The 23,122-nt window shown below is 65.6% G+C and carries 16 protein-coding genes and 2 pseudogenes; all 18 read right to left on the bottom strand.

What is annotated here, in order from left to right:
* Positions 1–85 precede the first annotated feature (85 nt).
* Complete coding sequence (locus tag ACMDCR_RS03565) at positions 86–412, bottom strand: DUF736 domain-containing protein (RefSeq protein WP_413991203.1); 327 nt, start codon at positions 410–412, stop codon at positions 86–88.
* Positions 413–1,004: 592 nt separating this feature from the next.
* Positions 1,005–1,445 (bottom strand): hypothetical protein, encoded by a 441-nt coding sequence (locus tag ACMDCR_RS03560; RefSeq protein ID WP_413991202.1) that lies wholly within the window; start codon positions 1,443–1,445, stop codon positions 1,005–1,007.
* A 148-nt stretch (positions 1,446–1,593) separates the two neighbouring features.
* A complete protein-coding gene (locus ACMDCR_RS03555; RefSeq protein ID WP_413991201.1) occupies positions 1,594–1,761 on the bottom strand; it encodes a hypothetical protein in 168 nt (55 codons plus the stop codon).
* A 676-nt stretch (positions 1,762–2,437) separates the two neighbouring features.
* Positions 2,438–3,367 (bottom strand): DUF2493 domain-containing protein, encoded by a 930-nt coding sequence (locus tag ACMDCR_RS03550; RefSeq protein WP_413991200.1) that lies wholly within the window; start codon positions 3,365–3,367, stop codon positions 2,438–2,440.
* A gap of 328 nt (positions 3,368–3,695) precedes the next feature.
* Positions 3,696–4,751, bottom strand: a complete 1,056-nt coding sequence (locus ACMDCR_RS03545) for a toprim domain-containing protein (RefSeq protein ID WP_413991199.1) — start codon at positions 4,749–4,751, stop codon at positions 3,696–3,698.
* Positions 4,751–9,076, bottom strand: coding sequence for a strawberry notch-like NTP hydrolase domain-containing protein (locus ACMDCR_RS03540; RefSeq protein ID WP_413991198.1), 4,326 nt, complete (start codon positions 9,074–9,076; stop codon positions 4,751–4,753). Before ACMDCR_RS03540 ends, ACMDCR_RS03545 begins: the two co-directional genes overlap by 1 nt.
* A 168-nt stretch (positions 9,077–9,244) precedes the next feature.
* Positions 9,245–9,460: a hypothetical protein gene (locus ACMDCR_RS03535; RefSeq protein ID WP_413991197.1), complete on the bottom strand. Its 216-nt coding sequence runs from the start codon at positions 9,458–9,460 to the stop codon at positions 9,245–9,247.
* Positions 9,457–9,873, bottom strand: coding sequence for a hypothetical protein (locus ACMDCR_RS03530; RefSeq protein ID WP_413991196.1), 417 nt, complete (start codon positions 9,871–9,873; stop codon positions 9,457–9,459). The genes ACMDCR_RS03535 and ACMDCR_RS03530 overlap by 4 nt, the downstream gene beginning before the upstream one ends.
* Before the next feature lie 103 nt (positions 9,874–9,976).
* On the bottom strand, positions 9,977–12,121 hold the full coding sequence (locus ACMDCR_RS03525) for a ParB/RepB/Spo0J family partition protein (protein WP_413991195.1): 2,145 nt from the start codon (positions 12,119–12,121) through the stop codon (positions 9,977–9,979).
* Positions 12,122–12,294: 173 nt separating this feature from the next.
* A pseudogene (locus ACMDCR_RS03520) lies at positions 12,295–12,672 on the bottom strand (DUF932 domain-containing protein); the annotation flags it as partial.
* 74 nt (positions 12,673–12,746) lie between these two features.
* Positions 12,747–14,606: a reverse transcriptase domain-containing protein gene (locus ACMDCR_RS03515; RefSeq protein ID WP_413990715.1), complete on the bottom strand. Its 1,860-nt coding sequence runs from the start codon at positions 14,604–14,606 to the stop codon at positions 12,747–12,749.
* A gap of 609 nt (positions 14,607–15,215) precedes the next feature.
* Positions 15,216–16,031 (bottom strand): annotated as a pseudogene (locus ACMDCR_RS03510) (DUF932 domain-containing protein); the annotation flags it as partial.
* A gap of 165 nt (positions 16,032–16,196) precedes the next feature.
* A complete protein-coding gene (locus ACMDCR_RS03505) occupies positions 16,197–16,841 on the bottom strand; it encodes an SOS response-associated peptidase (RefSeq protein ID WP_413991194.1) in 645 nt (214 codons plus the stop codon).
* 3 nt (positions 16,842–16,844) lie between these two features.
* Positions 16,845–17,387: an SOS response-associated peptidase gene (locus ACMDCR_RS03500; RefSeq protein ID WP_413991193.1), complete on the bottom strand. Its 543-nt coding sequence runs from the start codon at positions 17,385–17,387 to the stop codon at positions 16,845–16,847.
* Positions 17,374–17,586, bottom strand: coding sequence for a hypothetical protein (locus ACMDCR_RS03495; protein WP_413991192.1), 213 nt, complete (start codon positions 17,584–17,586; stop codon positions 17,374–17,376). The genes ACMDCR_RS03500 and ACMDCR_RS03495 overlap by 14 nt, the downstream gene beginning before the upstream one ends.
* Positions 17,587–17,668: 82 nt before the next feature.
* Entirely contained in the window at positions 17,669–20,941 is a 3,273-nt protein-coding gene (locus tag ACMDCR_RS03490; protein WP_413991191.1) for an error-prone DNA polymerase, read from the bottom strand.
* Positions 20,938–22,461, bottom strand: a complete 1,524-nt coding sequence (locus tag ACMDCR_RS03485) for a Y-family DNA polymerase (RefSeq protein WP_413991190.1) — start codon at positions 22,459–22,461, stop codon at positions 20,938–20,940. Before ACMDCR_RS03485 ends, ACMDCR_RS03490 begins: the two co-directional genes overlap by 4 nt.
* Positions 22,376–23,101, bottom strand: coding sequence for an ImuA family protein (locus ACMDCR_RS03480; protein ID WP_413991189.1), 726 nt, complete (start codon positions 23,099–23,101; stop codon positions 22,376–22,378). Before ACMDCR_RS03480 ends, ACMDCR_RS03485 begins: the two co-directional genes overlap by 86 nt.
* Positions 23,102–23,122: the final 21 nt, after the last annotated feature.

Raw genomic sequence — 23,122 nt, 5'->3', positions numbered from 1 at the left:
CCGCCCGTTCAAGGTCGGCGGGGGTCTCTTCGAACACAAGGCGATGCCCCGCCCGGACCAGCCGGACGGGGCATTGTAGGCGGGGTCAGTCGCTCCGGCGGCCGTTGGGGCGGGACCAGATCAGGCTGTAGCCCTCACCTTCCTCGTCGTCGAAGAGGTTGGCGAAGATCGGGGCAGTGAAGCTCGGATCGTCGAGCTTGAGGCCCAGATAGTCGCGCCCCTCGTTGGAGCGCTTGGCCCAGGCGGCGCCGATCTCGACCTGGCCGGCATAGACGCGGTGGCTGGGGCTGTTCTCGCCGGAGCGGTTGGTTTCGGGCACGATCCGGACGTTCTTGGCCTGGACTGAGAGGGTGACGATTTGGCCGGTGAAGCCGTTCGAGCCGGACTTCTTGAAGGTGCCGATGGTCGCCATGGTAGTTCTCCTTGATCTCTGTTTCCGAGCCCGCACCATTGCGGCCTCGATGGTGATCGACAGGCCGGAGGCGATCGACGGCGCACCCCGAAGGGGCCTGACAGCCAAGGAGGGCTTTCTTGTTTCGCGAGGAATGACGGCGCAGCCGGCAGGGGAAGAAAGTTTGACGCGGCTGTTGCGCTTTAGGCGGTCGAGGCTTTAGCCGGCCTTCGGCCAGATCCATCCATCGAAGAGGCCGTTCGGTGCGCTCGGCCTGACAGAGCTGACATCAAGGGGAACGTGGCGATTTTCGAGTCGCCGCAAAGTCAGGGCCCGTGAATGCCACGGCGATCCGAGCCCCGTCCCGGCCAGCAGTGGATCTCCCGCTTCGAAGAGCAAGCTCCGGCTGGGCGCCCGACTTCACGCGACTCGTTGGCTGGGTTTCGTAGGCACGCCATCTGGTCCTCGCGGCTGCGTCGGCCGCATGATTTCGGCCACTCTGCGGTGGCGGGCTGAGATTCAACGCCAGAGCGGCTCTCTGGCCGGCTTCGATGACGGGGACCACGGGCGTCCGATATGCCTTATCTGGTTCCGCCCCGGACACCAGACGGTGTCAGCCCCGCGCCAAGCCCTGTCCGGCTGGTCCGGGCGCGGCTATGCCGGTGAAACGGACGAACGACGTGATGCTGACGGCGATAGCGCCGATGATTGCAAAAATGGTCTGCCAGGTCGGTGACGGCATCGCCATATGGGCAAGTCCATAGGTGGCGCTGTAGCCAGCGACGGTCGCTGGCGCGACATAGGCGAGGATGATGAGCAGCCGCAGCCAGGTCCAAGGCACGAAAGCCAGCGCGAGCTGGCCGAGGCCGAAGGTTGCGCCTCCGGCGGCGAGCCCAACCAGGATGCCGCCGAGGACGCCCGCGCCGGAGTGGAAAGCCCAAATGCCAATCGTTAGACCGGCGAAAAACGGCAGCGCGAAGACAGCAAGCGTGAACAGCAGCCAGCAGAAGAAGCCGATGCCGACGATGACGAGTAGTGGTCCGAAGATGATCATGGCGGTGTACTCCGTGAGATAAGGGTCTGACGGTCGCGCCTTCCACCACCACCACGGCGCGGGAATGAGCATAGCTGCAAACAGGCGCCAGTGGGAGTGGCAATCCCGCTGGCGCTCTCAGGTTCAGCGTGCGTGGCGGTCGGCTCCTTCATGGTTGGAAGGGGTCGAATTCGTGGATGACGGCGCCGGGGTCGCCGTCATATTCCGTGGCCAGCATGACGCCGAAGTTGCCAGCGTCAGCATGGAAGACGATGACGCAGACCATCAGGGTGATGGAGAGGTTCCAGCCATTGGCGAATGCGAGGGTTCGAGACATTGATCCGGCTCCTGTGCAGAGGCGGGGACCATCCCCGCGTGACAGGCGCCCGATGCGTCCAACCGAGGGCCGCAATCACCGCGAAGGCGAAGACAGAGCGGCGGCACGCGCCAGCGTAAGCCGACCCCTTGCGGGTTGATGGCCTCAGGCCCTCGGCTGGACCAAGGATCAGCGCCACCGAACGAGGGATGGGCCCAGTCGGACTAGGAGCCGAAGTGTCCAGACGAACTCAGCGGCCAACATGATGACGATCGACGACGGTCTCAGATTGGCAGGCAAGTACCCTACCGCTAGGCTGGTGGCGTCGTTGCGGATGGAATTGCGCAATGCAGGTCGATGACGTGCCCCCGAGGAAAGCGTGATTTACGATTTCTCCGATCGCCGGAGGTGGATGCCGCCTCGTTCTGAGGTCGACCGGATGGTTGGAGATGCGATTCAGCGCGAACGTCTCCGGCTGGGCCGTTCCGAGACGGAGGTGGCTGTCATGACGGCGATTTCTGTGGGTCGGCTTCGCCGCTTCGAATGCGGTGCAGACCGAATTTCAGCCGCAAGACTTTACGCATTCGGAAAGGCTCTAAGCGTGCCTGTGAGCCAGTTCTTCGAACAAATCGTCGGCTAAGGAGCCTGAGTGCAGGCCGACTCTGCAAGAGTTCTTGGCCGAAAGCTCAGGCGGCGCTTACGCGCCGCCGAACTTCCAAACCGGGATGCCGAGCTTCTTCGCTTTGTCTGCAAGGTTGTCCTGGATGCCGGTGCCGGGGAAGTGCATTACCCCGATCGGCAGGGTTTCCACCATGGCGTCGTTGCGCTTGAACGGCGCGGCCTTGGCGTGTTTCGTCCAGTCGGGTTTGAAGGCGATCTGCGTGACCTTGCGATTGTCGGCCCATTTGGCGGCGATCAGCTCGGCGCCCTTGGGCGAGCCGCCATGCAGCAGCACCATGTCTGGGTGCTTGGCGTGGACCTGATCGAGCTTCGCCCAGACCAGCCGGTGATCGTTGAAGTCGAGCCCGCCGGTGAGTGCGACCTTCGGACCTGGCGGCAGGAGCACCTGGTTGTCGGCGCGCTTCTTGGCGTGAAGGAAGTCGCGGCTGTCGATCATCGCGGAGGTCAGATTGCGGTGATTGACCTTCGACCCGTTGCGCGGCCGCCAGGTTGAACGGGTGTGGTGCTCGAATTGGTCGGCAGCCTGGTCGCGCATCAGCTCGAAGGCGTTGCGGCGTTCGATCAGCGTCTGTCCTTCCGCCGTCAGGCGTTCCAGCTCGACGGACTTGACCTCGCTGCCATCCTGTTCCCGTTGCGAGCGTTGCTGCGCCAGCTCGTTGTCGTCGAGTTCGCGTTCGATCCGGTCGATGGCCCGGTGGAAGACGTTCACAGTCGACCAGAGCAGGTCCTCGAGGTCGGGTTCGAGGCGAGTGTCGGCCAGCGCCACCACGAGGGCGTCGAAGATGTCGGAGATGCTGCCCGCGAGGATGTTCGCTTCGGGAAGCGGCCTGGGGTCGGGCTCGTCGTGGAAGGGACGGTAGCCATAGAGCTGGAGTTCGTGGAGGACCTGGTCGGTCGGGGATGAGCTGTGGTGCGGCTCGAAATCGTCGTCGTGGTCGGCGGTCATCGCGGCTTTCCTTCGTCGGATCGGCCGCGCCCATCGCGGCCTTCATGGCGACGAAGGCGGCGGGCGGGACGGACTTGCACCCGCAGCGCAGCGAAGGGCCGGAGCCTCGGCGGAGGACCGAAGGGGGCCGGCTATTTTGTCTCGCGATGGAAAGGCGGCCTCGGCCGCCGCCGGAAAATAGTCGGCCCACAAGGTTGCCGGTCCGGGCCGCTTGCTGCCCGATCGCCCTCTCAGAAGGCCGTGGGCGCGGTCCTCTCCGATGCTGGGGGAAAGCGCGACCGCCGACCGTGTGGCGAGACGCTGCCGCGCCACCCCCATCCTGTTCCGGCTATGCCGCCAGTTCCATGAAGCGGGCGACGTCCTGCGCCGCGATCTGTCCCCGGCTCGCCGCCCGAAGCGTGTCGATCCCGAGTAGCCGGAGGTCTTCGTTGAAGTCGCCGAGCCGTGGCGAGATCACGATCGGCTCGATCCCGACGTCCTGCGCACGCTCGATCAACGTCGCCATCGCGCCATCACCGGCCGGATCGTCGTCGCGGGCGATGTAGAGCCGGCGCAACGTGTCGGGGAACAGGATCGCGGAGAGATGCGCTGCCGAGAGAGCTGCGACCATCGGCATGCCAGGAAGGACGCACCTGAGCGACAGCATCGTCTCGATGCCCTCGCCGGCCGCCATCACCTCGCCCGCCACGCCAAATCGAACGGCATTCCCGAGAAGGTCGCCCATCGCCCGTCTCGGCGTGTCGAGTGGCGCCTTGCCGAGCGTCGCCTCGGTGAAGCCGCCGGGATCGAGCCAGGTGCGATGCGCCCCAGTCAGATGGCCCGCGAGGTCGGTGACGGAAGCGATCATCGCCGGCCAGGTCTCGGTCGGGCTGTGCTCGTCCGGCCGATAGTAACAGCGAGGGTGGAAGCGAAGGCTTCCGGTTCCGTGCAAAGCCGTAATGCCGCGAGTACGGAGATACGCTTCCACGAGAGTACGAGAAATCGGCTGTGACATGGCGAACAGTCGCCGCGCCGCTTCCGGTGATCCGGTTGAAGCATTCGGCACGCGCGATCGGGGACGATCCGGCTCTGGTTCGGGGCGCGGCAGACTGAGGAACGAGCGCGCTTCGTCGGCGACGTCCTTGAAGTCGACCAGGCCGCAGGTCTCGCGGATCACGTCGAGCAGGTCACCATGCTCTCCGGTGGCCGCGTCGGTCCATTTGCCTGCGGGCCCCTTCATCGACTCCTTGAGCCTGACGAACATCGAGCGGCCCGCCGTGTTGCGGACGTCGCCCACCAGCCAGTAACCGCCCTCCCGCCGCCCGGCGGAGAGGTAATGTCGGCACACCGCCTCGGCATCGCGCGCGAGACGTTGGGCCAGTTCGGACGCATCGTGGCGGGCCATCACGCGGCTTCCCGCTCGCCGATGCGCTCGACCGGATAGTGGTCGAGGACTTTCGCCAGCACTCCGGAGCCGTTCGCATCAGTCGGTACGAACATGCGCAGCTTCCACGAGATGATCTCGCTGAAGAGGCCATAGGCGCGCAGGCGGTCGCGCATCGTGTCGGTGAAGCCGGACAGCTCGATGCGGTGAGCGCTCATGACGCGCGCGCGATGGAGCTGAAGGCCTTCGGCGAGGTCGAGAACGGTGCGGCCTTCCATCAGCGCCGCGAAGGCCGCATCCGGTGTCAGGCTGGTCGCTCCGGTCAAGGAGGCGTTCGCCGCCCAGGCGGGCGAGACCCTGCGGCCGATGATGCGTTCGCCCGCGTCGGTCTGGAGCCGATAGACGCGCGTCGACTCGTTCGGGAGGCGCTTCCAGATCGGCAACAGCAAGCCGGCGACGATATGGATCGTGCTGTCGGCAAATTCCGGGACCTCCGACGCTTCGCGCGCCCATGCGACGGCGAAGGTTTCGCGGTCGGCTGCCTGCCAATGGCTCTCGTCCATCATCTTCAACGAGGCGTGATGGTGCTCCATCGGCCGGATCAGCCGCACGCGGCGTTCAATCTCGCCATCGTCGAGCATCAAGCTCGGCGCCGGGATCTGTACGGCGGCCCGGCCCGAGCGCTCGTTGACCAGCAGCATCGCGCCGGGATTAGCGAGATGATCGAGCGCGTCGTCGAGCGTCACCGGGCGATTGCGGCGTCGCTCGGTGATGGTGAGCAGCCGGGTTTCCGCTCCCGTCGCGGGATGGGTGTAGATCGCCCGGCGATCGGTGACGATGAAGCTCTCGGCCTGCAGCGTCTCCAGCCCGACGTCATAGACCCCGCTGGCGATCGCGCCTTCGATCTTGGCGTTGAGAAGCTGCTCGAACGCGGTGAACAGCACGCCCTGCAGGTCGATGGTGAGCGCAAGAAGGCGATTGAGGAAGGTGGTGATTGGCGGCAGCTCATCCTTGATGCCGTTGGCATCCATGAGCTTCAGGCCCGTCGCCGCCTCGAACATCTGGAGCGAGCAGCCTTCGATCTTGCCGCGCACCAGCAGCATGTAGAGCTGCCGCAGCGCGTCGCAGGCATAGTGCGATTCCAGATTGTCTTCGGGCCTGAAGAGCCCTTGACCGCCAGTCTGGCGCTGACCGCGGGTGATGGCGCCGAGCGTGTCGAGGCGGCGGGCGATGGTCGAAAGGAAGCGCTTTTCGGCCTTCACGTCTGTCGCGATCGGCCGGAACAGCGGCGGCTGCGCCTGGTTGGTGCGGTTCGTCCGCCCGAGGCCCTGGATTGCGGCGTCGGCCTTCCAGCCAGGTTCGAGCAGGTAGTGGACGCGTAGCCGACGGTTCCGCGCCGACAGTTCGGCGTGATAGCTGCGCCCGGTGCCACCCGCCTCCGAGAAGACCAGGATGCGTTTCAGATCATCCATGAAGGCGGCGGTCTCGGCGAGATTGGCGGAGGCCGCGCGGCTTTCCACGATAAGGCGGTCGCCCTTGCGCACGATGCGGCGCGAGCGGCCCGTCACTTCGGACACGAGGTCCGTGCCGAAGCGCTGGACGATCTGGTCGAGCGCGCCGGGAACGGGCGGGAGTGAAGCAAGCCGGTCGATCAGCTCGTTGCGGCGGGCGACGGCCTCGCGGCTCTCTACCGGCTGCCCGTCGCGGAAGACGGGCCGGGATGAGAGGTTGCCCTCGCTGTCGGTGAACGGCTCGTAGAGCTGCACCGGGAAGGAATGGGCGAGATAGTCCAGGACGTATTCGCGCGGCGTGATGTCGACGCGGACGTCGTTCCATTCCTCGGTCGGAATTTCCGCGAGGCGGCGTTCCATCAGCGCCTCGCCGGTCGAGACGATCTGGATGACGGCGGCGTGGCCCTCGGCTAGGTCCTGATCGATCGACCGGATCAGCGTCGGCGTCTTCATGCTGGTCAGGAGATGGCCGAAGAAACGCTGCTTGGCGCTCTCGAAAGCCGAACGGGCGGCTGACTTGGCCTGGGCGTTCAGCGTGCCGGTCTCGCCGGTGATGTTGGCGGCCTGCATCGCCGCATCGAGATGATTGTGGATGATGGAGAACGCGCTGGCATAGGCGTCGTAGATGCGCCGCTGCTCCTCGGTCAGCGGGTGCTCGACCAGCTCGTATTCGACGCCGTCATAGGAGAGCGAACGGGCGGTGTAGAGCCCGAGCGACCGGAGATCGCGGGCCAGCACCTCCATGGCGGCGACACCGCCATCTTCGATCGCTTCGACGAACTCGGCGCGGGTGGCGAAGGGGAAGTCCTCGCCGCCCCAGAGGCCTAGCCGCTGGGCATAGGCGAGGTTGTGGACCGTGGTGGCCCCGGTCGCCGAGACATAGACCACGCGCGCATTCGGGAGCGCATGCTGCAAGCGCAAGCCCGCGCGGCCCTGCTGCGAGGGCGCGACATCGCCCCGCTCGCCCTTGCCGCCACCGGCGTTCTGCATGGCGTGGCTCTCGTCGAAAATGATCACTCCGTCGAAATCGGAGCCCAACCATTCGACGATCTGCCGGACGCGGGAAAGCTTCTCGCCGCGGTCGTCGGACCGCAGCGTAGCGTAGGTTAAAAATAGGACGCCTTCCGTGAGCCGGATCGGCTTGCCCTGCGCGAACCGCGAGAGCGGTGTGATCAGCAGGCGCTCCATACCGAGGGCCGACCAGTCGCGCTGCGCGTCCTCGAGCAGCTTGTCGGACTTCGAGATCCACACCGCCTTGCGCCGGCCCTTCAACCAGTTGTCGAGGATGATGCCGGCCGACTGGCGGCCCTTGCCGGCGCCGGTGCCGTCGCCGAGCATGAAGCCTCGGCGAAAGCGAACGGCGTTCGGCGCATCGTCGCGCGCGGCGGTGACGAGATCGAAGGTCTCATCAACCGTCCAGGCGCCGGCGAGATAGTCGCCATGCGCTTCGCCGGCATAGATCACCGTCTCGATCTGAGCCTCGGACAGGAGGGCGTCGCTGACGAGATTGATCGGCAGTCGCGGCCGATAGCTCGGCTTCGGCGGCGCGACCGAGGACATTGCGGCCGATTGCACCAGCTTGGTGGGATGCGCCTGGGCGCCGGGAATCCGGATCGACTGGAGCCGGTATTCCTCATAGATCGCATCGCTGAGACGCGCGCCTTCTGGCGGCGTCCAGTCGATCGTCTCGTAGGCGAGATCGACCGCCTCCGGGTCAGCGACAGAGTGCCTGGGGAGTCCCACCGCAGCGCCGCGTGCGAGATAGCCGCGGACGGTGCGCGGTGTGGCGGTGGCCGACACGGGGATGGCGAGGCCTGTCGCGAGCGGCAGCCGATTCGGAACGTGCTCCGCAATCCAACCCAACAGGGTCGCAACGTCGGGTGCGATGCCCCGCGATTCCGGCAGCGTCGCCGGGTCCTCGACGCGCGCCTTGTCGATGACGATCAGCCGCGTGTCGATGGTGGTGCCGTGCTTGGCGTAGACCGCACCGTCGATTGCGGCCGTGAACACGATGCGACCGCTTTCCTGCAGCCGGACGAAGGCGTCGCGCCAGGCCGGGGTGTCCGGCCCGAAGTTCGCGCCGGTGATCGCCACCAGCCGCCCGCCATCGGCGAGTCGCGCGAGCGCGGAGGCGATGTGGCGATAGGCGGCGTCGGCCATACGGCCAGTCACATTGGCCATCGCCGAGAACGGGGGGTTCATCAGCACGACGCTGGGGATGACCGCCGGATCGAGATGATCATCGATCTGTGCCGCGTCGAAGCGCGTGACGGGCTCGGCCGGAAAGAGGAGGGAGAGCAGCCCGGCGCGGTTCTCGGCCAGTTCGTTCAGCACAGGCGCGCCGCCGACGATCTCGGCCAGGACGGCGAGCAGGCCCGTGCCGGCAGACGGTTCGAGCACGCGATCTGCCGGCGTGATGGCGGCTGCGGTGAGCGCGGCCAGCCCGAGTGGGATCGGCGTCGAGAACTGCTGGTAAGCCTCGCTCTCGATCGAGCGGCGCGTGTGGGTTGGTAGGAGGCCGGCGATCTTCGCCAGTGCTGAGAAGCGTGAAGCCGGAGAGTCGGCCTTGCGGAAAAGCGGCTTTCCGTATTTGCGCAGGAAGAGGACGGTCGCGGCCTCGCAGGCGTCGTAGGCCGTCTTCCAGTCCCAGGCGCCAGAGGCATCGGACCCGCCAAATGCCGCCTCCATGGCGGTGCGTAGGATCGTGGCGTCGACACGCTGGCCGCGTTCGAGATGGGGGAGCAGCCGCTCCGCCGCGGTGATGATGGCGCTTGCGCTACAGGCAGGCGAGATCGGCGCGGCCTGGACGGCCGCGGTCGGGGAATGGTCGTTCATGAAGGGAACCTCGGGAGAGCGGGAACGGATGAGCCGACCGGCGCTCTCTCTTCGACCGCACCGGCTCAAATCCGTCCCGGCCGACCTCTCCCTCTCATCGCCATGGCCGTGGCCGGCATGAAAAAAGGCGCCCCGCCGGGAGGCAGGGCGCCGAAATCAAGGCGAGCATCAATATCCGAACTGCCAGGACGGCCACGCCTGGCCGTCATCGGCGGCGGCGACTGCTTCCGCCAGGTAGCTCGCATCTCCTTCCACGATAGTGGGATCGGCGACCGGCGTTTCGTCGATGACGGTGACCCGGCACACCTGGCCGTCTTCGACTTCGACATGGACGGGGACCAGGTACTGGAAGACGACGCGGCGGGAGGCTGGCTGCTCGGTCATGACGCGTCTCCATCGGCATGAGGATCGGGCGCGCCGGCGATGATCGCCTCGGCTTTGGCGATCGCGCCCGCCAAGCGTCGCCGCCAAAACGGCCCATCGGTCGGCTCCCCGTCTGGCGCGTGGGCGAAGACCTTGAGCAAGCCGAGCAGGACCTCGAAATGCGCGGCCTTGCGCTGGATCTGCTCGTCGAACCGGGAGGGAACGTCCAGTGCGCGGCCGCTGTAGGCGGCGTCGCGGCCTTCCCATGCCCCGGTGACGTAGGTGTCGCCGGACGTCTCGACATCCGACTTCTCGTCGTCCCAGCCTTCGTCGGCGATGGCGAGATCGCAGGCCTGGTCGAGCGTGTCGGCTTCGTAGGTCCGTTGCCGATAGACCGGCAGACGGTAGGTCGTCTCGATGGTGAAGAGGGGCATGCTGGCCTCCGGAATGCGAAAAGCCCGGCCAGGACCAGGCTGTGGGTTCGGTGGGATTGAAAGAAGTGCGGGACGGCCGAAGCCGCCCCGCGAGGTCGTGGTGCTACTCAGCCGCGATCATGTGCGACTCGTCCGCTTCGTCGGTTGCCGCTTCCTCGTCGTCCTCGGTGAGGAATTCCGGCAGCTCCTCGCCGCCGACATCGCTCTGTGCGGCTTCGCTGACCGCCTCCCCCTGCGTGTCGACCATCCTGAGCGGCTCGGGCAGCCAGCCCGTCTCGGCCAGGAGCCGTTCGGCTTCCTTGGCCATGTCGCCCTTCTTCAGGTGGTCGATGAGCTGGGCGGCTCGCTCGCCAGCGCCTTCGCGCACCGCCTCCAGGATGCGCGCCTTCGGCACGCGGCCGAGGTAGTTGTCGACGGTGGGGCGCCAGCCGGCGTCCACCATGTCGAGATCGACGGCCCTGGCGATGCGATCGGCGTCGGCGATGCGCTGCTCGACGGTGTGCGGCGAGACGCCACCACCGTAGCGGTCGCCCTTCTCGTAGAGCGCGTTCACGCCGAACGAGGCGCAGTGCGCGAAGAGCGCCGCCTGCTCGTCGCCCGTGAGCCCGGTTAGCCAGTCCCAGAGGTCGGCCTTCTCCTTCGGCATCCGCTCCTCCCAGGCCTTGCGGCGAGCGTCGATCGCTTTGGCTGCCGGCGTGTCCTTCAGCCCGTGAGCCTGCGCCGGGAAGCTGGTGCTGCGCACCGACACTTCCATCGCCGTGCCGTAGGCGAAGTAGCGGGAGAAGACGTCGAGGCAGAACTTGTGCAGCACGGACTGGAACGCCACCGACGGCATGTTGGCGAGCTTGTCCTGCAGCGCCAGCGTCCGTTCGGCCGTCAGCTCGGTCACCAGGCGGTCCGGCAACGGCTTCAGCTCCTCATCATCCTCGTCCTCAGGTCCGGCGACCTGTCCGCCGATCGTGATGACGGCGCGCTGGACGATGGGTGCCGTTGATTCCGCGCCGTCGGGGGAAGCGACGATGGACTCGCCGTCGACGTCGTGGTCCGGTTCGACCACAGGCGCCTCGTCCTCGGGCCGGACGTAGCCGCGATCGACCGACAACGCGCCCTCGGAGTCGATGCCGACGAAGGCGCCAGCGCGGGCGATGTCGGCCGGCTGATAGGTGACGGGCCGATCGTCGAAGGCGGCAAGCGCGGTCTCGATCTCGCCGAGCCGCTGGTCCACCTCGTCGGGCAGCTCATCGGCGCCGTCATATTCGGCTTCGAGCTTGGCGTATTCGGCGTTGAGCGCCTCGATCGTCGCCTGTTCCTCGGCCGTGAGGTCGGCCGCCACGCCCTCCAATTCACGCAGGTCGCGGGTGTGGCCATAAGGGAAGTCGATCGCGACTTCGATCCACTTCCAGCCCTCGGCGGCGATAGCTTCCGCCTCGGTCTTCAGCTTCTCGGCGACCAGGCCGTCGAGTAGTGCGACGTCTTCCAGCCAGCCGCCATCGTCGGACTGGAACAGATCGCGGAGCACCACACCGCCAGCGGCTTCGTAGGCGTCCAAGCCGACGAACACCGCCCGCCGGTCGGATGCGCGCACCGTCTTCTCGGTCAGCATGCGCCGGATCTGATAGGGCTCCTTCTGCCAGGAGCCGGAGACCGCCTGCCAGACTTGCTCCTGGCGGGCGTGGCCGGCGGTCACGGTGAAGGCCATGAGCTGCTCCAGCGACATGCCGTCCTCGGCATAGACGTCGAGCAGGGTCGGCGAGACCGACGCGAGGCGCAGGCGCTGCTTCACGACGTTGACCGAGGTGAAGAAGGCGGCGGCGATGTCCTCCTCGGACCGACCCTTCTCGCGCAGGGCCTGGAAGGCGCGGAACTGGTCGAGCGGATGCAGCGGGGCACGCTGGATGTTCTCGGCCAGCGAGTCGTCTTCGGCGAGGATGTCGCTGCCCGGATCGCGGACCACGCACGGGATGGGCGCGGTCTTGGCCAAGCGCTTCTGCTTCACCAGCAATTCGAGCGCGCGATAGCGCCGGCCGCCGGCGGGGATTTCGAACATGCCGGTCTCGGCGCCCTCGGCGTCGAGGACCGGCCGGACGCTCAAACCCTGAAGAAGGGTGCGCCGGCCGATGTCCTCGGCAAGCTCCTCGATCGAGATGCCGGCCTTCACACGCCGGACGTTGGACTGGGACAGCACCAGTTTGTTGAAGGGGATGTCGCGCGAGGACGACAGGGTGATCTTCTGAACAGCACTAGCCATCGGGATATACTCCGCGACGAGCGCCGAGAGCCTCTCTCTCGGACCGAAACTCGTCACGAAGCGAAGCGCCGCCCTCTTCCTCTGAAGGGGGCAGCGCCACGATCCGACGAACGTGAAGACACGAAGGCGTAGAGCCGGAGACACGGAAAGCCGCATCCCCGGCTTCACGGAAGTCAGGCGGCGCGGTCGAGCAACTTCTTCGCTTTGCCTTCCATCTCGAGGCGAGCGTCCTGGTGCGGCTTGTTCCGGGCGACGGCCGTGATGCCCTGGACGAAATCGAAGATGGACTCGGGCGGACGGCCTTCTTCGGCGAGCACCGCATCGATGATCTTGCCACTCTCGGCCTTGGAGAAACCGCGCCGGCGCAGGAAGTCGGTGCGGTCCTCGTCGGTCCTGGCCACGATCCGCTCGCGGGCCGCCTTGATCCCGTTGACGAAGGGCATCGGCGATGAGTTCGCGAAATTCAACAACGCCGGAGCCGCCTCATGCGCGAAGCGCGACGCGGCATATTTGGAATGGCGGATCGTGATCTCCTCGAAATCCTCCACGCCGTCGGGTAGGGGCGAGGGTTCCCTGTGGGATGATCCTCTACCCCTCCCACGGAACCGGACGTGATAGTTTCCCATCATCCGGCTCCTACGTTTGCATTCATACGATCCAGTCTTGCCTGTAATCGTCCGGCATGGTGGGCGACATGGCAGTCGCGGCAGAGCACGACACGCTTTCGCGTGCGCGCAGCCTTGACGTGGGTCCACAGTGTGGTGCCCTGCATATCGCTCATTTTGCGGACGTGATGTATCTCCACTGGCACATCTTTCGCACCGCACGCTTGGCACACCCTTGCCCGGAGCCGATCAACAAGATCGGTTCGACCATTGAAGTGGATATGCATCTGCGTTTGGTGATCGACGTACCGAGATGCCGAAGCCGGTTCGACACTTTTGAGGCGGAACATCTGCATGAAGAGCCGTTTGTGACGACCTTCATACCACAAGCCGAGGCGATCCCCATTTCGGAGCCTCTCTGCTGTCGTCTTGACCGAACATTTGTGCTTCCGCGACAGGGTCTTCATGAAGCTCCACCACCAAAGGTGATAGAGCCGTCCGACCTGCTGTTTCCAGAGCGTGCCGAGCTTGTAATATTCGGCCAGCCCTCGCATCATCGCATTGTATCCGGTCAGGATCGCAACATCCGAGTTATTGATCACTTCGCATCGCGCTTCACCCCGGTCGGTATAGAGATTTCCGAGGCGATTGCGTTCTGCAAAGCGGGCGAGCTTTTCCATCGGAACATGGAGCTGCATGCGATCATCCGCAATTCGCACGGTGACGGCACGTCCGCCAATCACAGTGCGCCTTGTACGGCCATCGCCATACGTCTTCAGTTGATATCCGAGGAACATGGCCCCCTCGTCCGCCTTCCTGATCCCGCTTTTCTCCGCAGATACTTCCAGCTTCAGCGTCTGGGCCAAAAAGGTTTTGACCTCATCCATGAGGCTGCGGGCATCTTCCTTGCTGCCGATCACACCGATCACGAAGTCATCGGCATAGCGGCAGTAACGGAGGCGGCGGTAGTTCGGATCGAACGGATCGAGGGACGGCATTTCCAGCCGTCGCCGCTCCCATTCCCTGATTTCATCGAGCAGCCGGGGAATTTCTTCCTCGTTGCCATTGGCACGCCGTCGATTAATCTTCCTGCGGGCGATCTGTATCCCTTTCGAGGCTTCGAGATAGGCAGCACTGCGCCGCCGCTTCTGGCCCTTATCGAACCGCTCCTTCATCTTTGCCATGAACAGATCGAGTTCATGGAGGTAGACGTTGGCGAGGATCGGCGAGATCACACCACCTTGCGGGGCGCCGCTGAAAGTCTTGTGGAACTTCCAGTCTTCGAGATAGCCGGCCTTGAGCATCCGCTGGATCAACTGCAACAATCGATCATCATCGATACGCTTGCGCAGCAAGCCAAGCAGAATGTCGTGATCAATGTTGTCGTAGTATCCGACGATATCGACTTCGACCAACCATTTCATGCCATGCCAGGTGCGCCTGATTTCAGTCAGGGCTGTGTGGCATGACCGCCCCCGGCGGAAGCCGTGCGATTGTTCCGAGAAGATCGGCTCGTAGACATGCTCGAGCAAAATCTTCACGGCCGCCTGCACCAGCTTATCGTCCGCAGTGGGAATGCCCAACGGGCGTTTCTTCCCGTTGGCCTTGGGGATGTATTGCCTGCGCGCCGGAGAGAAACGGTACGATCCGTCCATGATCCGTGCGATAATCCCTTCCATCCTTTCAAGCGAGAAGCCATCAAGAGTGTTTTCGGGATCGGCGCCCGGGGTCAGCGCCCCCTTGTTGGGGGCGATCTGCTCATAGGCCCTTTCCCAGAGGGTTGGGGCCGAGAGCAGCCTGAACAGGCCGTTGATACGTTTTCCCTGACGAGACAGGTCGATGATTGAGCCCAGTCTCTTCTCTACGGTGTGCGGTTGCATCAGCATACCTCCGTTATGAAGTTGAAAGACCCAGCAAACGCGCCGCCCTTCACCCACGCAGAGGGGATTCCCCATCCGGTTGCCCGGTCGGTTTCACCCATGCCCGTCCATCTGTTGATGGCTGTCCCGGGCATTACCCCGGGCATTTGGCTAATATGGCGGCTCCGTCGCCCTATGGGACATCGAGCGATGCCCGCTTAGGCGATCCCGTGTTTACACGATCAATGAGAAGCGACGTGGTTAGGTGACCCGTTCGATCATTGGCCCTTCGACGAAGGGTGGGCCGTGTGACCAAGCTTAGGTGGGCCATATGGGGTGCCCCACCCTTCACACGGCATGACGCGTCAACCATTGCTGCGTCATGACCCGAAAAATGTCCCTGATCTGGGCTTCACGCAATTCAGCATTCACCATACACGTCTTGCCCTGACGTCCCGATAGCCTACAATGGTTTCGACCCGGATGACGCCTTTTCCCGACATGCTATTGTCCCCTGCCGGTTTCCCGGTCGCAGCCATCTCTGGCCAAGGTAAGTCGGGTGGGCATCAGGCTGTTCTTGGTTTCCTGAGAAGTCTCCTTCACTCAATTGATCGCGCCGACACGGCGCACCCACAAATTCCGATTCTGGCAGACCGCGCGCAGGTAGAAGCTCGCCATGCCCAACGTGCGGGCCCCGACTTCTGAGTTCCAGACATAGAAGCCGCGGAAGTAGAGATCGGGTGATCCGTCCGGCAGCCGACCGGCCTCGATCGGATTGAGATCGTCGACCAGAAAGAGGAAGACGTCGCGATCCGACGCATAGAGCGTCGTCGTATCCTTGGTGATATCGACGCGCGGATTGTAGATCCCGGTCGACCAGTCGAGCACGCCGGGCACCTTCCAGCGAGTATCGCCGGTGCCGTTTCCGGCGATGCGCTGCACGGCCTCGACCAGCTCGTAGTCGTGGATGCGGCCATAATCGGGGCCGGTGACGGCGCGCAGCTCGACGCGGCCGCCTTCCAGTTCGAGGGTCTTGACCTGCTCCGCGCGATGCGAGGTCAGGCCATATTGTAGATTGATGCCCGCGAGCGCTGCGGGGAGCTGGCGCAGATAGGCTGCCGGAGCGCCGACCAGGCTGGCGAGCTGACCGAAGCTCCAATGGGTCGGCGCAACGGGCGCATCAGCGCCCGGCAGGAGCAGCGACAGCCGTTCGGGGTCGGAGCGATTTGCCTCGACATGGATAAGGGCGCTTTCCACGACGCGCGTCCGGCTTCGCTCGGAGCGCTCGCGAACCGTCTGCGCGAGATCGGACAGAGACAGATAGCGTTCGTCGTCGGGCCGCGAGAACCATTCCGACGAGACGCGTCCGACGCGCTCGCCGCGGCGCACATCGACCTTGTAGCCGCCGCTCACGTCGCGGCGCGCATCGAGAACCTGCATATTCATGGGACGAAACTCCATGACGGGCGCCGGAGGCCTCTCCTCCAGTCCTCAACCCGTCACGGCAAATTCGTCAGCACTCTCACTCTACAGGGGGCGTTGCGGGGACCTCCCCGCAGAAGGGGGTGTGCCGGCGACTGCGGCGCCGGCCAGGGGGAAGGCATTCCCCTCCTAGATCAGAGCGCCCTGGCTGGGAGCCGCCTTGCGTTTGACCCAAGATTCGCTTGTCCGAGTCATTTCAATCATCGCGTCGGGAAAGCATCGCTTCTGAAAGCCCATCACGTCGTCGAACGTGCCGTGGAGCCACTGATCATATTCATGCGGCAGCAAGAGCACCGGCATGCGGTCGTGGATGGGCCTGACCGCCTCGTTGCAGTCGGTCATCGCGCCCGAATAGACCGGCCCCCATTCCTCGCTGTCGCGCCACAAACCGCCCCAGCCGAAGATGGGCTGGTCTTTGACGTTGAACCAAGTGCGGGTCTTCGAACCCTTCGCGCCCTCCGCTTCGGCAAAGCCCGTCACCGGGATGATGCAGCGCCATTCGGGTTTGCGCGCAAGACCGACCCAGAAGCCTTTGGCGAGGTCGGCGATGTTGTTGACAGGGATGGGTTTCGATCCCGGCTTCATCGTCTTCAGGCGGACGGGAAAGCCCCAGGTCATCGACTGTAGAATGCGAGCGCCATCGCGTTCGCGCATCACCATACCGGGTGTGCCCGGATAAACCTCTTCACCCGCGTTCGATGCGGGCGCCGTCGAGACGCCGAAATGATCGGCGAGATCCTGAAGGTTGCTCTTGACGGTGTAGAGATTGCACAAGGTTTATCGGCTCCGGCGTCGTTGGGCGACGGGCTCGCAACGTATCACGTCCGGGTCTACCATGCGTAGGAGGGTTGCCGGATCGCCCGGCGCCTCGCCCAACCAGACCGGCCAGTCCTCGGGCTCGAGGATCAAGGGCATGCGGTCATGGTACGGGGCGATGGTCGCGTTGGCGTCGACCGTGATCACGCAGTAGCTGCGCTCCACGCGATCACCCGGCCAGACGAAGGACTCCCACAATCCCGCCCAGGCCATCGGCTTGCCATCGGCGCGAGTAACGACGTAGCGCTGCGGGCGGCCGTCCTTCTCGGTTCTTACGTAGTATTCTGTCGCCGGCACGATCGCCCGCCGACTTCGAAAGGCGTCGGCGAACATCGGCAACTCCTGAACCGTCTCCGCCCTGGCATGAATCGGCCGCACCGCCGTCGTCGGCCGCTCGGTCTTATACGGAAGCAGGCCCCAGACGAGGTCGCCGAATTCGCGCTGGGCGGTCTTGGGATTGCGGCGAATGACCTTGGCGATCGCGCCGGGCTTACCTTCTTCCATGATCGCCTGATACCTCGTCGATCTTGTCGAGCGCTTCCAATCGCTCGGGCATGTCGAGCATCTTCAAAGCGGCAGCGGTCAGCGCCTCGGCGATCGTCGGGTAGGTTTCGGCGGAGCTCATGGAGACGCCGTCCGGAAAGCTCACGGTGGCCTGATAGCCGTTGCCCTTGGGCGTGGCCGACAGCGTGATGGTGGACATTGACCTGACTCCCGTATTCCCGCGTGGCGATGAAGTTTAGCGTATGGCTGAGCTTTGAGACATTCGTCGGCTGCTAAAGAGATCAGTGGAAGTTCCGGCTCTTCACCTTGATCGTGTCGATGTGAAGGTCGGGAATATAGATGTCGCGCGTGCGCAGCCCCTTGGGCGGCAGTTCGCGCGGATCGGGCCCGCCGCCGGCATGGGTAACCTGGTCGCCGCGGCCGTGTGGTAGCGGGAAGGTCTGATCGCGACTGCCGACCGAGGCAAGCTCGGCCGAGAGGTCGGTAAGCTTGTGCGCGACCAGGTGAACCACCTCGCCCTCGCGCTGAATGCGACCGCGGATGGCCATCATGCTGGCGCCCATCACCACGCGGCGGAATTTCTCGAACACTTGCGGCCAGACCACAAGGTTGGCGATCCCGGTCTCGTCTTCCAGCGTGATGAACATGACGCCCTTGGCGCTGCCGGGCCGCTGGCGGACGAGCACAAGGCCGGCCGCTTCGAGCCAGCGACCATCGCGGGCCTGCATGGCCTCGGTGCAGGTGACGATACGGCGCGCGATGAGGTCGTCGCGCAAGAATGCGATGGGATGGCGGCGCAGCGTCAGCCCGACATGGCCGTAGTCCTCGACCACCTCGCTGCCGGCCGTCATCGGCCGAAGGGCTACGGCGGGTTCGTCGACCTCGGGGACGGGTTCGTCTTCGCGTGCGGCGGCGGCCGCAAAGAGGGGAAGCGGCTCGTCCCGTAGCGCCTTGATCGCCCAGAGGGCTTCACGGCGAGCAAGCGCGAGCGATGGTCGGAAGGCATCGGCCTCGGCGAGCTGGACGAGCGCTGCGGCGGGCACGCTGGCGCGTCGCCAGAGGTCATCGACCGAGACGAACGGCCGGTCGGCGCGGGCGGCGACGATCGTGGCGGCATGGACGTTCGCCAGGCCCTTCACCATGCGCATGCCCAGGCGCACGGCGAAGCGGCCTTCGTCACCCGCCGCCTCTAGTGTGCTGTCCCAGCGGGAGGCATTCGCACAGACCGGGCGAATCTCGACGCCGTGGGCCTGCGCATCGCGCACGATCTGCGCCGGGGCGTAGAAGCCCATGGGCTGGGAGTTCAGCAGGGCCGCGCAGAACACGTCCGGATGCCAGCACTTCACCCAGGACGAGGCATAGGCGATCAGCGCAAAAGAGGCTGCGTGACTTTCCGGAAATCCGTAACTGCCAAAACCCTCGAGATGCTTGAAGGTCTGCTCGGCGAACTCCTGCTCGTATCCATTCGCGACCATGCCGGTGATGAGCTTGTCGCGGAAAGCCGAGACGCCGCCGGTGAACTTGAAGGTGGCCATGCTCTTGCGGAGCTGGTCGGCCTCGCCCGGCGTGAAGCCGGCGCAGACGATCGCCACGCGCATGGCCTGTTCCTGGAAGAGCGGCACGCCGAGGGTCTTGCCGAGCACCTGCTCCAGCTCGGGCTTGGGATAGACGACGGGCTCCAGACCCTCACGCCGACGCAAATAGGGATGTACCATGTCGCCCTGGATCGGGCCCGGCCGGACGATCGCCACCTCCACCACCAGGTCGTAGAATGTCCTGGGCTTAATCCGCGGCAGCATCGACATCTGCGCGCGGCTTTCAATCTGGAAGGTGCCGAGCGTGTCGGCCTTGCGGATCATCGCGTAGGTGCGCGGGTCCTCGGCCGGGATCGTCGCGAGATCGAGGTTGATGCCCTTGTGGTCGGCCAGGAGGTCGAACGCCTTCTTCATGCAGGTCAGCATGCCGAGCGCCAGCACATCGACTTTCATGAAGCGCAGCGCGTCGATGTCGTCCTTGTCCCACTCGATGACCTGCCGATCGACCATGGCGGCCGGCTCGATCGGTACGAGGTCGTCGAGCCGGTCGTGTGTAAGAACGAAGCCACCCGGATGCTGACTCAAATGGCGCGGCGCGCCCATGAGCTGGCGGGCGAGATCGAGCGCCAGGCGTAGACGCCGATCGGAGAGATTGAGGTTCAGCGCCTCGACATGCTTGTCCTCGACGCCCTCCTCAGACCACCCCCAGACTTGAGAGGACAGCATTTTGACGAGGTCCTCGGTCAGGCCGAGCGCCTTGCCGACATCGCGGATCGCGCCCTTGGTGCGGTAGCGAATCACTGTCGAGCAGAGCGCGGCGTGATCTCGGCCGTACTGATCGAAGATCCACTGCATGACGATCTCGCGCCTCTCGTGCTCGAAATCCACGTCGATGTCCGGCGGCTCGCGGCGCTCCTCCGACACGAAGCGCTCGAACAGGAGGTCATTGCGCGCGGGATCGATCGAGGTGATGCCGAGCACGTAGCAGACAGCCGAGTTGGCGGCGCTGCCACGGCCCTGGCAGAGAATGTCCTTCGAGCGCGCGAAGCGGACGATGCTGTTCACCGTCAGGAAATAAGGCGCGTAGCCCAGCTTCTCGATCAGACCCAGCTCGTGCCGCAGGGTTTGCACCACCTCGTCGGGGAGGCCCTCGGGGTAGCGCCAGGTGGCGCCCTCCCAGGTAAACTGTTCGAGCGTCTCCTGCGGGGTGAGCGATGGGTCGGCCCGCTCCTCCGGATACTGATAGGCCAGTTCGTCGAGCGAGAAGCGACAGCGCTCGACGATCTCGACCGTGCGGGCCAGCGCCTCGGGATAGCGCGCGAACAGGCGGTGCATTTCCTCGGGCGGCTTTAGATAGCGATCTGCATGGCGCTCGCGGCGGTCGCCGAGTTCGTCAATGGTGACGTTGTGGCGGATGCACGTCACGACATCCTGCAAGATGCGTCGGCCAGGCTCGTGGAACAGCACGTCGTTCGTCACGACGGCCGGCACGCGCATCGAGGTGGCGAGATTGGACAACTGGAACAGGCGGAGCTGATCGTTGGGCCGTCGGCGCAACGAGAGCGCCATGTAGGCACGGTCGCCAAAGGCCTCGCGCAAGCGCCGTAGGCGCAAGCCACACTCCTCGTCGGCGTCGTCCGGCACAAGCACGACGATAAGGCCCTCGCCGTAGGCGACGAGGTCATCCCAAACGAGATCGCATTTGGCCTTGCCGCCGCGCTTCTTGCCCAGCGACAGCAGCCGGCAGAGCCGCGAGTAGGCAGGCCGGTCGATCGGATAGACCAGCACCGACATGCCGTCGCTGAGATCGAGCCGGCAGCCGACCACCAGGCGCACGCCGGTGGTCTTGGCAGCCTCACGGGCGCGCACGACGCCGGCCAGCGAATTGCGGTCGACGATGGCCAACGCGTCGACGCCTATCACGGCAGCCGTGGCGAACAACTCCTCGCAGGAGGACGCGCCTCGCAGGAAGCTGAAGTGCGAGGTGACCTGAAGTTCGGCGTAGCGCGGCCCGCTCATCCGAAGATCCCATGCAAGAACCAGCGCTGCGAGCCGGTCAGCGGGTCCTCGCCGTCGCCGGCGCGGAACACCCAGTAGCGTTCGCCGGCATCGTCCTCGATCCGGAAATAGTCGCGCACGGCATCCAGCTCGGGATCGCGCTTCCACCATTCGCCGAAGACACGCTCGGGCCCATCGGCACGCTTCACCCGCCGGCGCACGCCGCGCCAGGTGAAGGACGCGGGCGGGTGATCCGGCAGCAGCGCGACGGTGTCGATCGGCTCGGGATGGGCGAACAGGCGCGATGGCCGCGGCCAATGGCCGGGCCATTCCACGCCGGTCTCCGGCGCCAGCGCCGGGATGTGGCGCACCGACCGCTCGGGCACGTCGCTCGGCACCGGCGCCATGCGATAGAGGTTCTTCTCGCCGACCCTGTTGGCGAGAAGATCGATCAAGCCGGAGACGTCGGGCTCCGGCTCCTCGACCAGACTCGAGACCGCCTGCTTCGGCGCCAACGGCTCCGCCACGGTCGCGGTGAGAGTCATGATCTCGATGCCGAAGCCGGGATCAATAGTCTCGATCTTGTCGCTGAGGAGCCGCGTCATGCGCTTCACGTCGCGCAGCGGCAGGCCGGTCCCGACGCGCAGGGCCTGGGCCCGATTGTCGACGCGATGGCAGATGAGATCGAGCCGCCGCGCGCCGAGGCCCTTCTGCTCCAGGGCGTCGCAGAGCTGGGCCGCGAGCTTGCCAATATAGCGCGCGATGGTCTCCGCTGCGGCAATCGGTTCGGCGAAGGCGCGGCGGACCTCGATCAGCGTTTCGGGGCGGGTAGGTTCGATCGGCTCGGCAATCCGGCCGGTGGCCTGATCGAGGCGGCGACCCAGCTCGGGACCGAAGCGCAGCGCCAGCGGTGCGCGTGGCTGCGCCAACAGATCGCCGATGCGGTCGAAACCGAGCACCCGGAGACCATCGACCAGATCGGGCGCGAGCCGCAGCGCGACGATCGGCAAGCGGCTGACATCGACCACGGCCTTCCCCGGCTCGGAAATGTAGCCCGGCTGGATACTGAACCGCGCCAAGGCGTGGGCCGCGCCCCAGCTGTCGGCGATGGCGGCGCGGGCGCGAAGGCCGACGCCGGCGAGCTTCTCGACCAAGGTCGCGAGCATGGCGGCCTCGCCGCCATGCAGATGATCGGCGCCGGTGGAGTCGATGATGATCCCGTCGGGCGGGTCGGCGGCAACAATCGGCGCGAACCGCTGCAGCATCCACAGCGCCAGCCGCTCCAGCGCCTCGGCGTCGGCAGTGGGATCGGCGTCCTGAATCACCAGGCCCTGCACCAGCGCCTGGGCCTTGGTGGCGGGCATGCCGACGCGCAGGCCAGCGGCCTGGGCGGCGGCGTCCGCTGCCAGCACCACCCGCCGTCTCCCGTCCCGGCCCACCAGAATGAGCGGCGCGTCAGGCGGAGGCGCTGCGTCGCCCGTCTTCCGCCTGACCCGGTCCGTAGACAAGGTCGGCAGGAAGACGGAGATGACCCGTGTCATCGCACGCCTCCAGTTCAAAATCGGCGCTCTCGCCGGCGCGGCAACGGATCAGCTCGATCAGCCAGCGCGGCCGGCCGACCCCCGGGACGGGAAGCGGTGTGGAGGGCAGCGCCGAGACACGCCAGCGCGAGGTGGCGGCCGTCGGCTGCCCGAAATCAGATGCCTCGGTTTGCCGCCGCCAGCGCCGGAGCGCGATGCCGAGGGTCCCCGATCCTTCGGCAGCGAGCTGAAGCCGCCGCGAAGCGGTCATCGGCAGGCGGGCGACTTCGGCCACCACGGCGCCCAGGCCGCCGTGCCGAAGCCCCTCTTCAAAGCAGGCAAGGACGGTCTTGTCGTCGCCGCCCTCGAGATAGATGACGCGATCGGATTTCAGGCCGGCTTGTGAGAGCGCTGGGGCGAACAGGTCCGGGCGTGTGACGCACCACAGCACCTTGCCTCGCGTGCGTGCGGCGATCCCGGCGGTGAAGAGCGCGGCGGCGGCTCCGTCGAGCGCGCCGTTTCCGCCGCCGGCGACCTCATGCAGTGCCCCGCACGGGAGGCCGCCGCCTGGGAGTCGTGAGTCCACTGCGGCGAGACCGAAGGGCAACACCGTTGTGGCGCGCCGGTGTCGGCCTTCGATTTGCCGAACCTGGACGCGCAAAGACTCAAGGGCGGACGGGGG

This window comes from Labrys okinawensis (assembly GCF_047345005.1).
Lineage (GTDB): Bacteria > Pseudomonadota > Alphaproteobacteria > Rhizobiales > Labraceae > Labrys > Labrys okinawensis.
The sequence above is the reverse complement of the archived record's forward strand: the minus strand, read 5'-3'. Positions and strand labels throughout refer to the sequence as shown.

Coding starts and splice junctions, on each gene's coding strand:
- ACMDCR_RS03530 (WP_413991196.1), bottom strand. CDS start 9,873: ATGCCCCTCTTCACCATCGAGACGACCTACCGTCTGCCGGTCTATCGG.
- ACMDCR_RS03515 (WP_413990715.1), bottom strand. CDS start 14,606: ATGCAACCGCACACCGTAGAGAAGAGACTGGGCTCAATCATCGACCTG.
- ACMDCR_RS03525 (WP_413991195.1), bottom strand. CDS start 12,121: ATGGCTAGTGCTGTTCAGAAGATCACCCTGTCGTCCTCGCGCGACATC.
- ACMDCR_RS03485 (WP_413991190.1), bottom strand. CDS start 22,461: ATGACACGGGTCATCTCCGTCTTCCTGCCGACCTTGTCTACGGACCGG.
- ACMDCR_RS03550 (WP_413991200.1), bottom strand. CDS start 3,367: ATGACCGCCGACCACGACGACGATTTCGAGCCGCACCACAGCTCATCC.
- ACMDCR_RS03545 (WP_413991199.1), bottom strand. CDS start 4,751: ATGGCCCGCCACGATGCGTCCGAACTGGCCCAACGTCTCGCGCGCGAT.
- ACMDCR_RS03555 (WP_413991201.1), bottom strand. CDS start 1,761: ATGTCTCGAACCCTCGCATTCGCCAATGGCTGGAACCTCTCCATCACC.
- ACMDCR_RS03565 (WP_413991203.1), bottom strand. CDS start 412: ATGGCGACCATCGGCACCTTCAAGAAGTCCGGCTCGAACGGCTTCACC.
- ACMDCR_RS03490 (WP_413991191.1), bottom strand. CDS start 20,941: ATGAGCGGGCCGCGCTACGCCGAACTTCAGGTCACCTCGCACTTCAGC.
- ACMDCR_RS03540 (WP_413991198.1), bottom strand. CDS start 9,076: ATGAACGACCATTCCCCGACCGCGGCCGTCCAGGCCGCGCCGATCTCG.
- ACMDCR_RS03500 (WP_413991193.1), bottom strand. CDS start 17,387: ATGGAAGAAGGTAAGCCCGGCGCGATCGCCAAGGTCATTCGCCGCAAT.
- ACMDCR_RS03535 (WP_413991197.1), bottom strand. CDS start 9,460: ATGACCGAGCAGCCAGCCTCCCGCCGCGTCGTCTTCCAGTACCTGGTC.
- ACMDCR_RS03560 (WP_413991202.1), bottom strand. CDS start 1,445: ATGATCATCTTCGGACCACTACTCGTCATCGTCGGCATCGGCTTCTTC.
- ACMDCR_RS03495 (WP_413991192.1), bottom strand. CDS start 17,586: ATGTCCACCATCACGCTGTCGGCCACGCCCAAGGGCAACGGCTATCAG.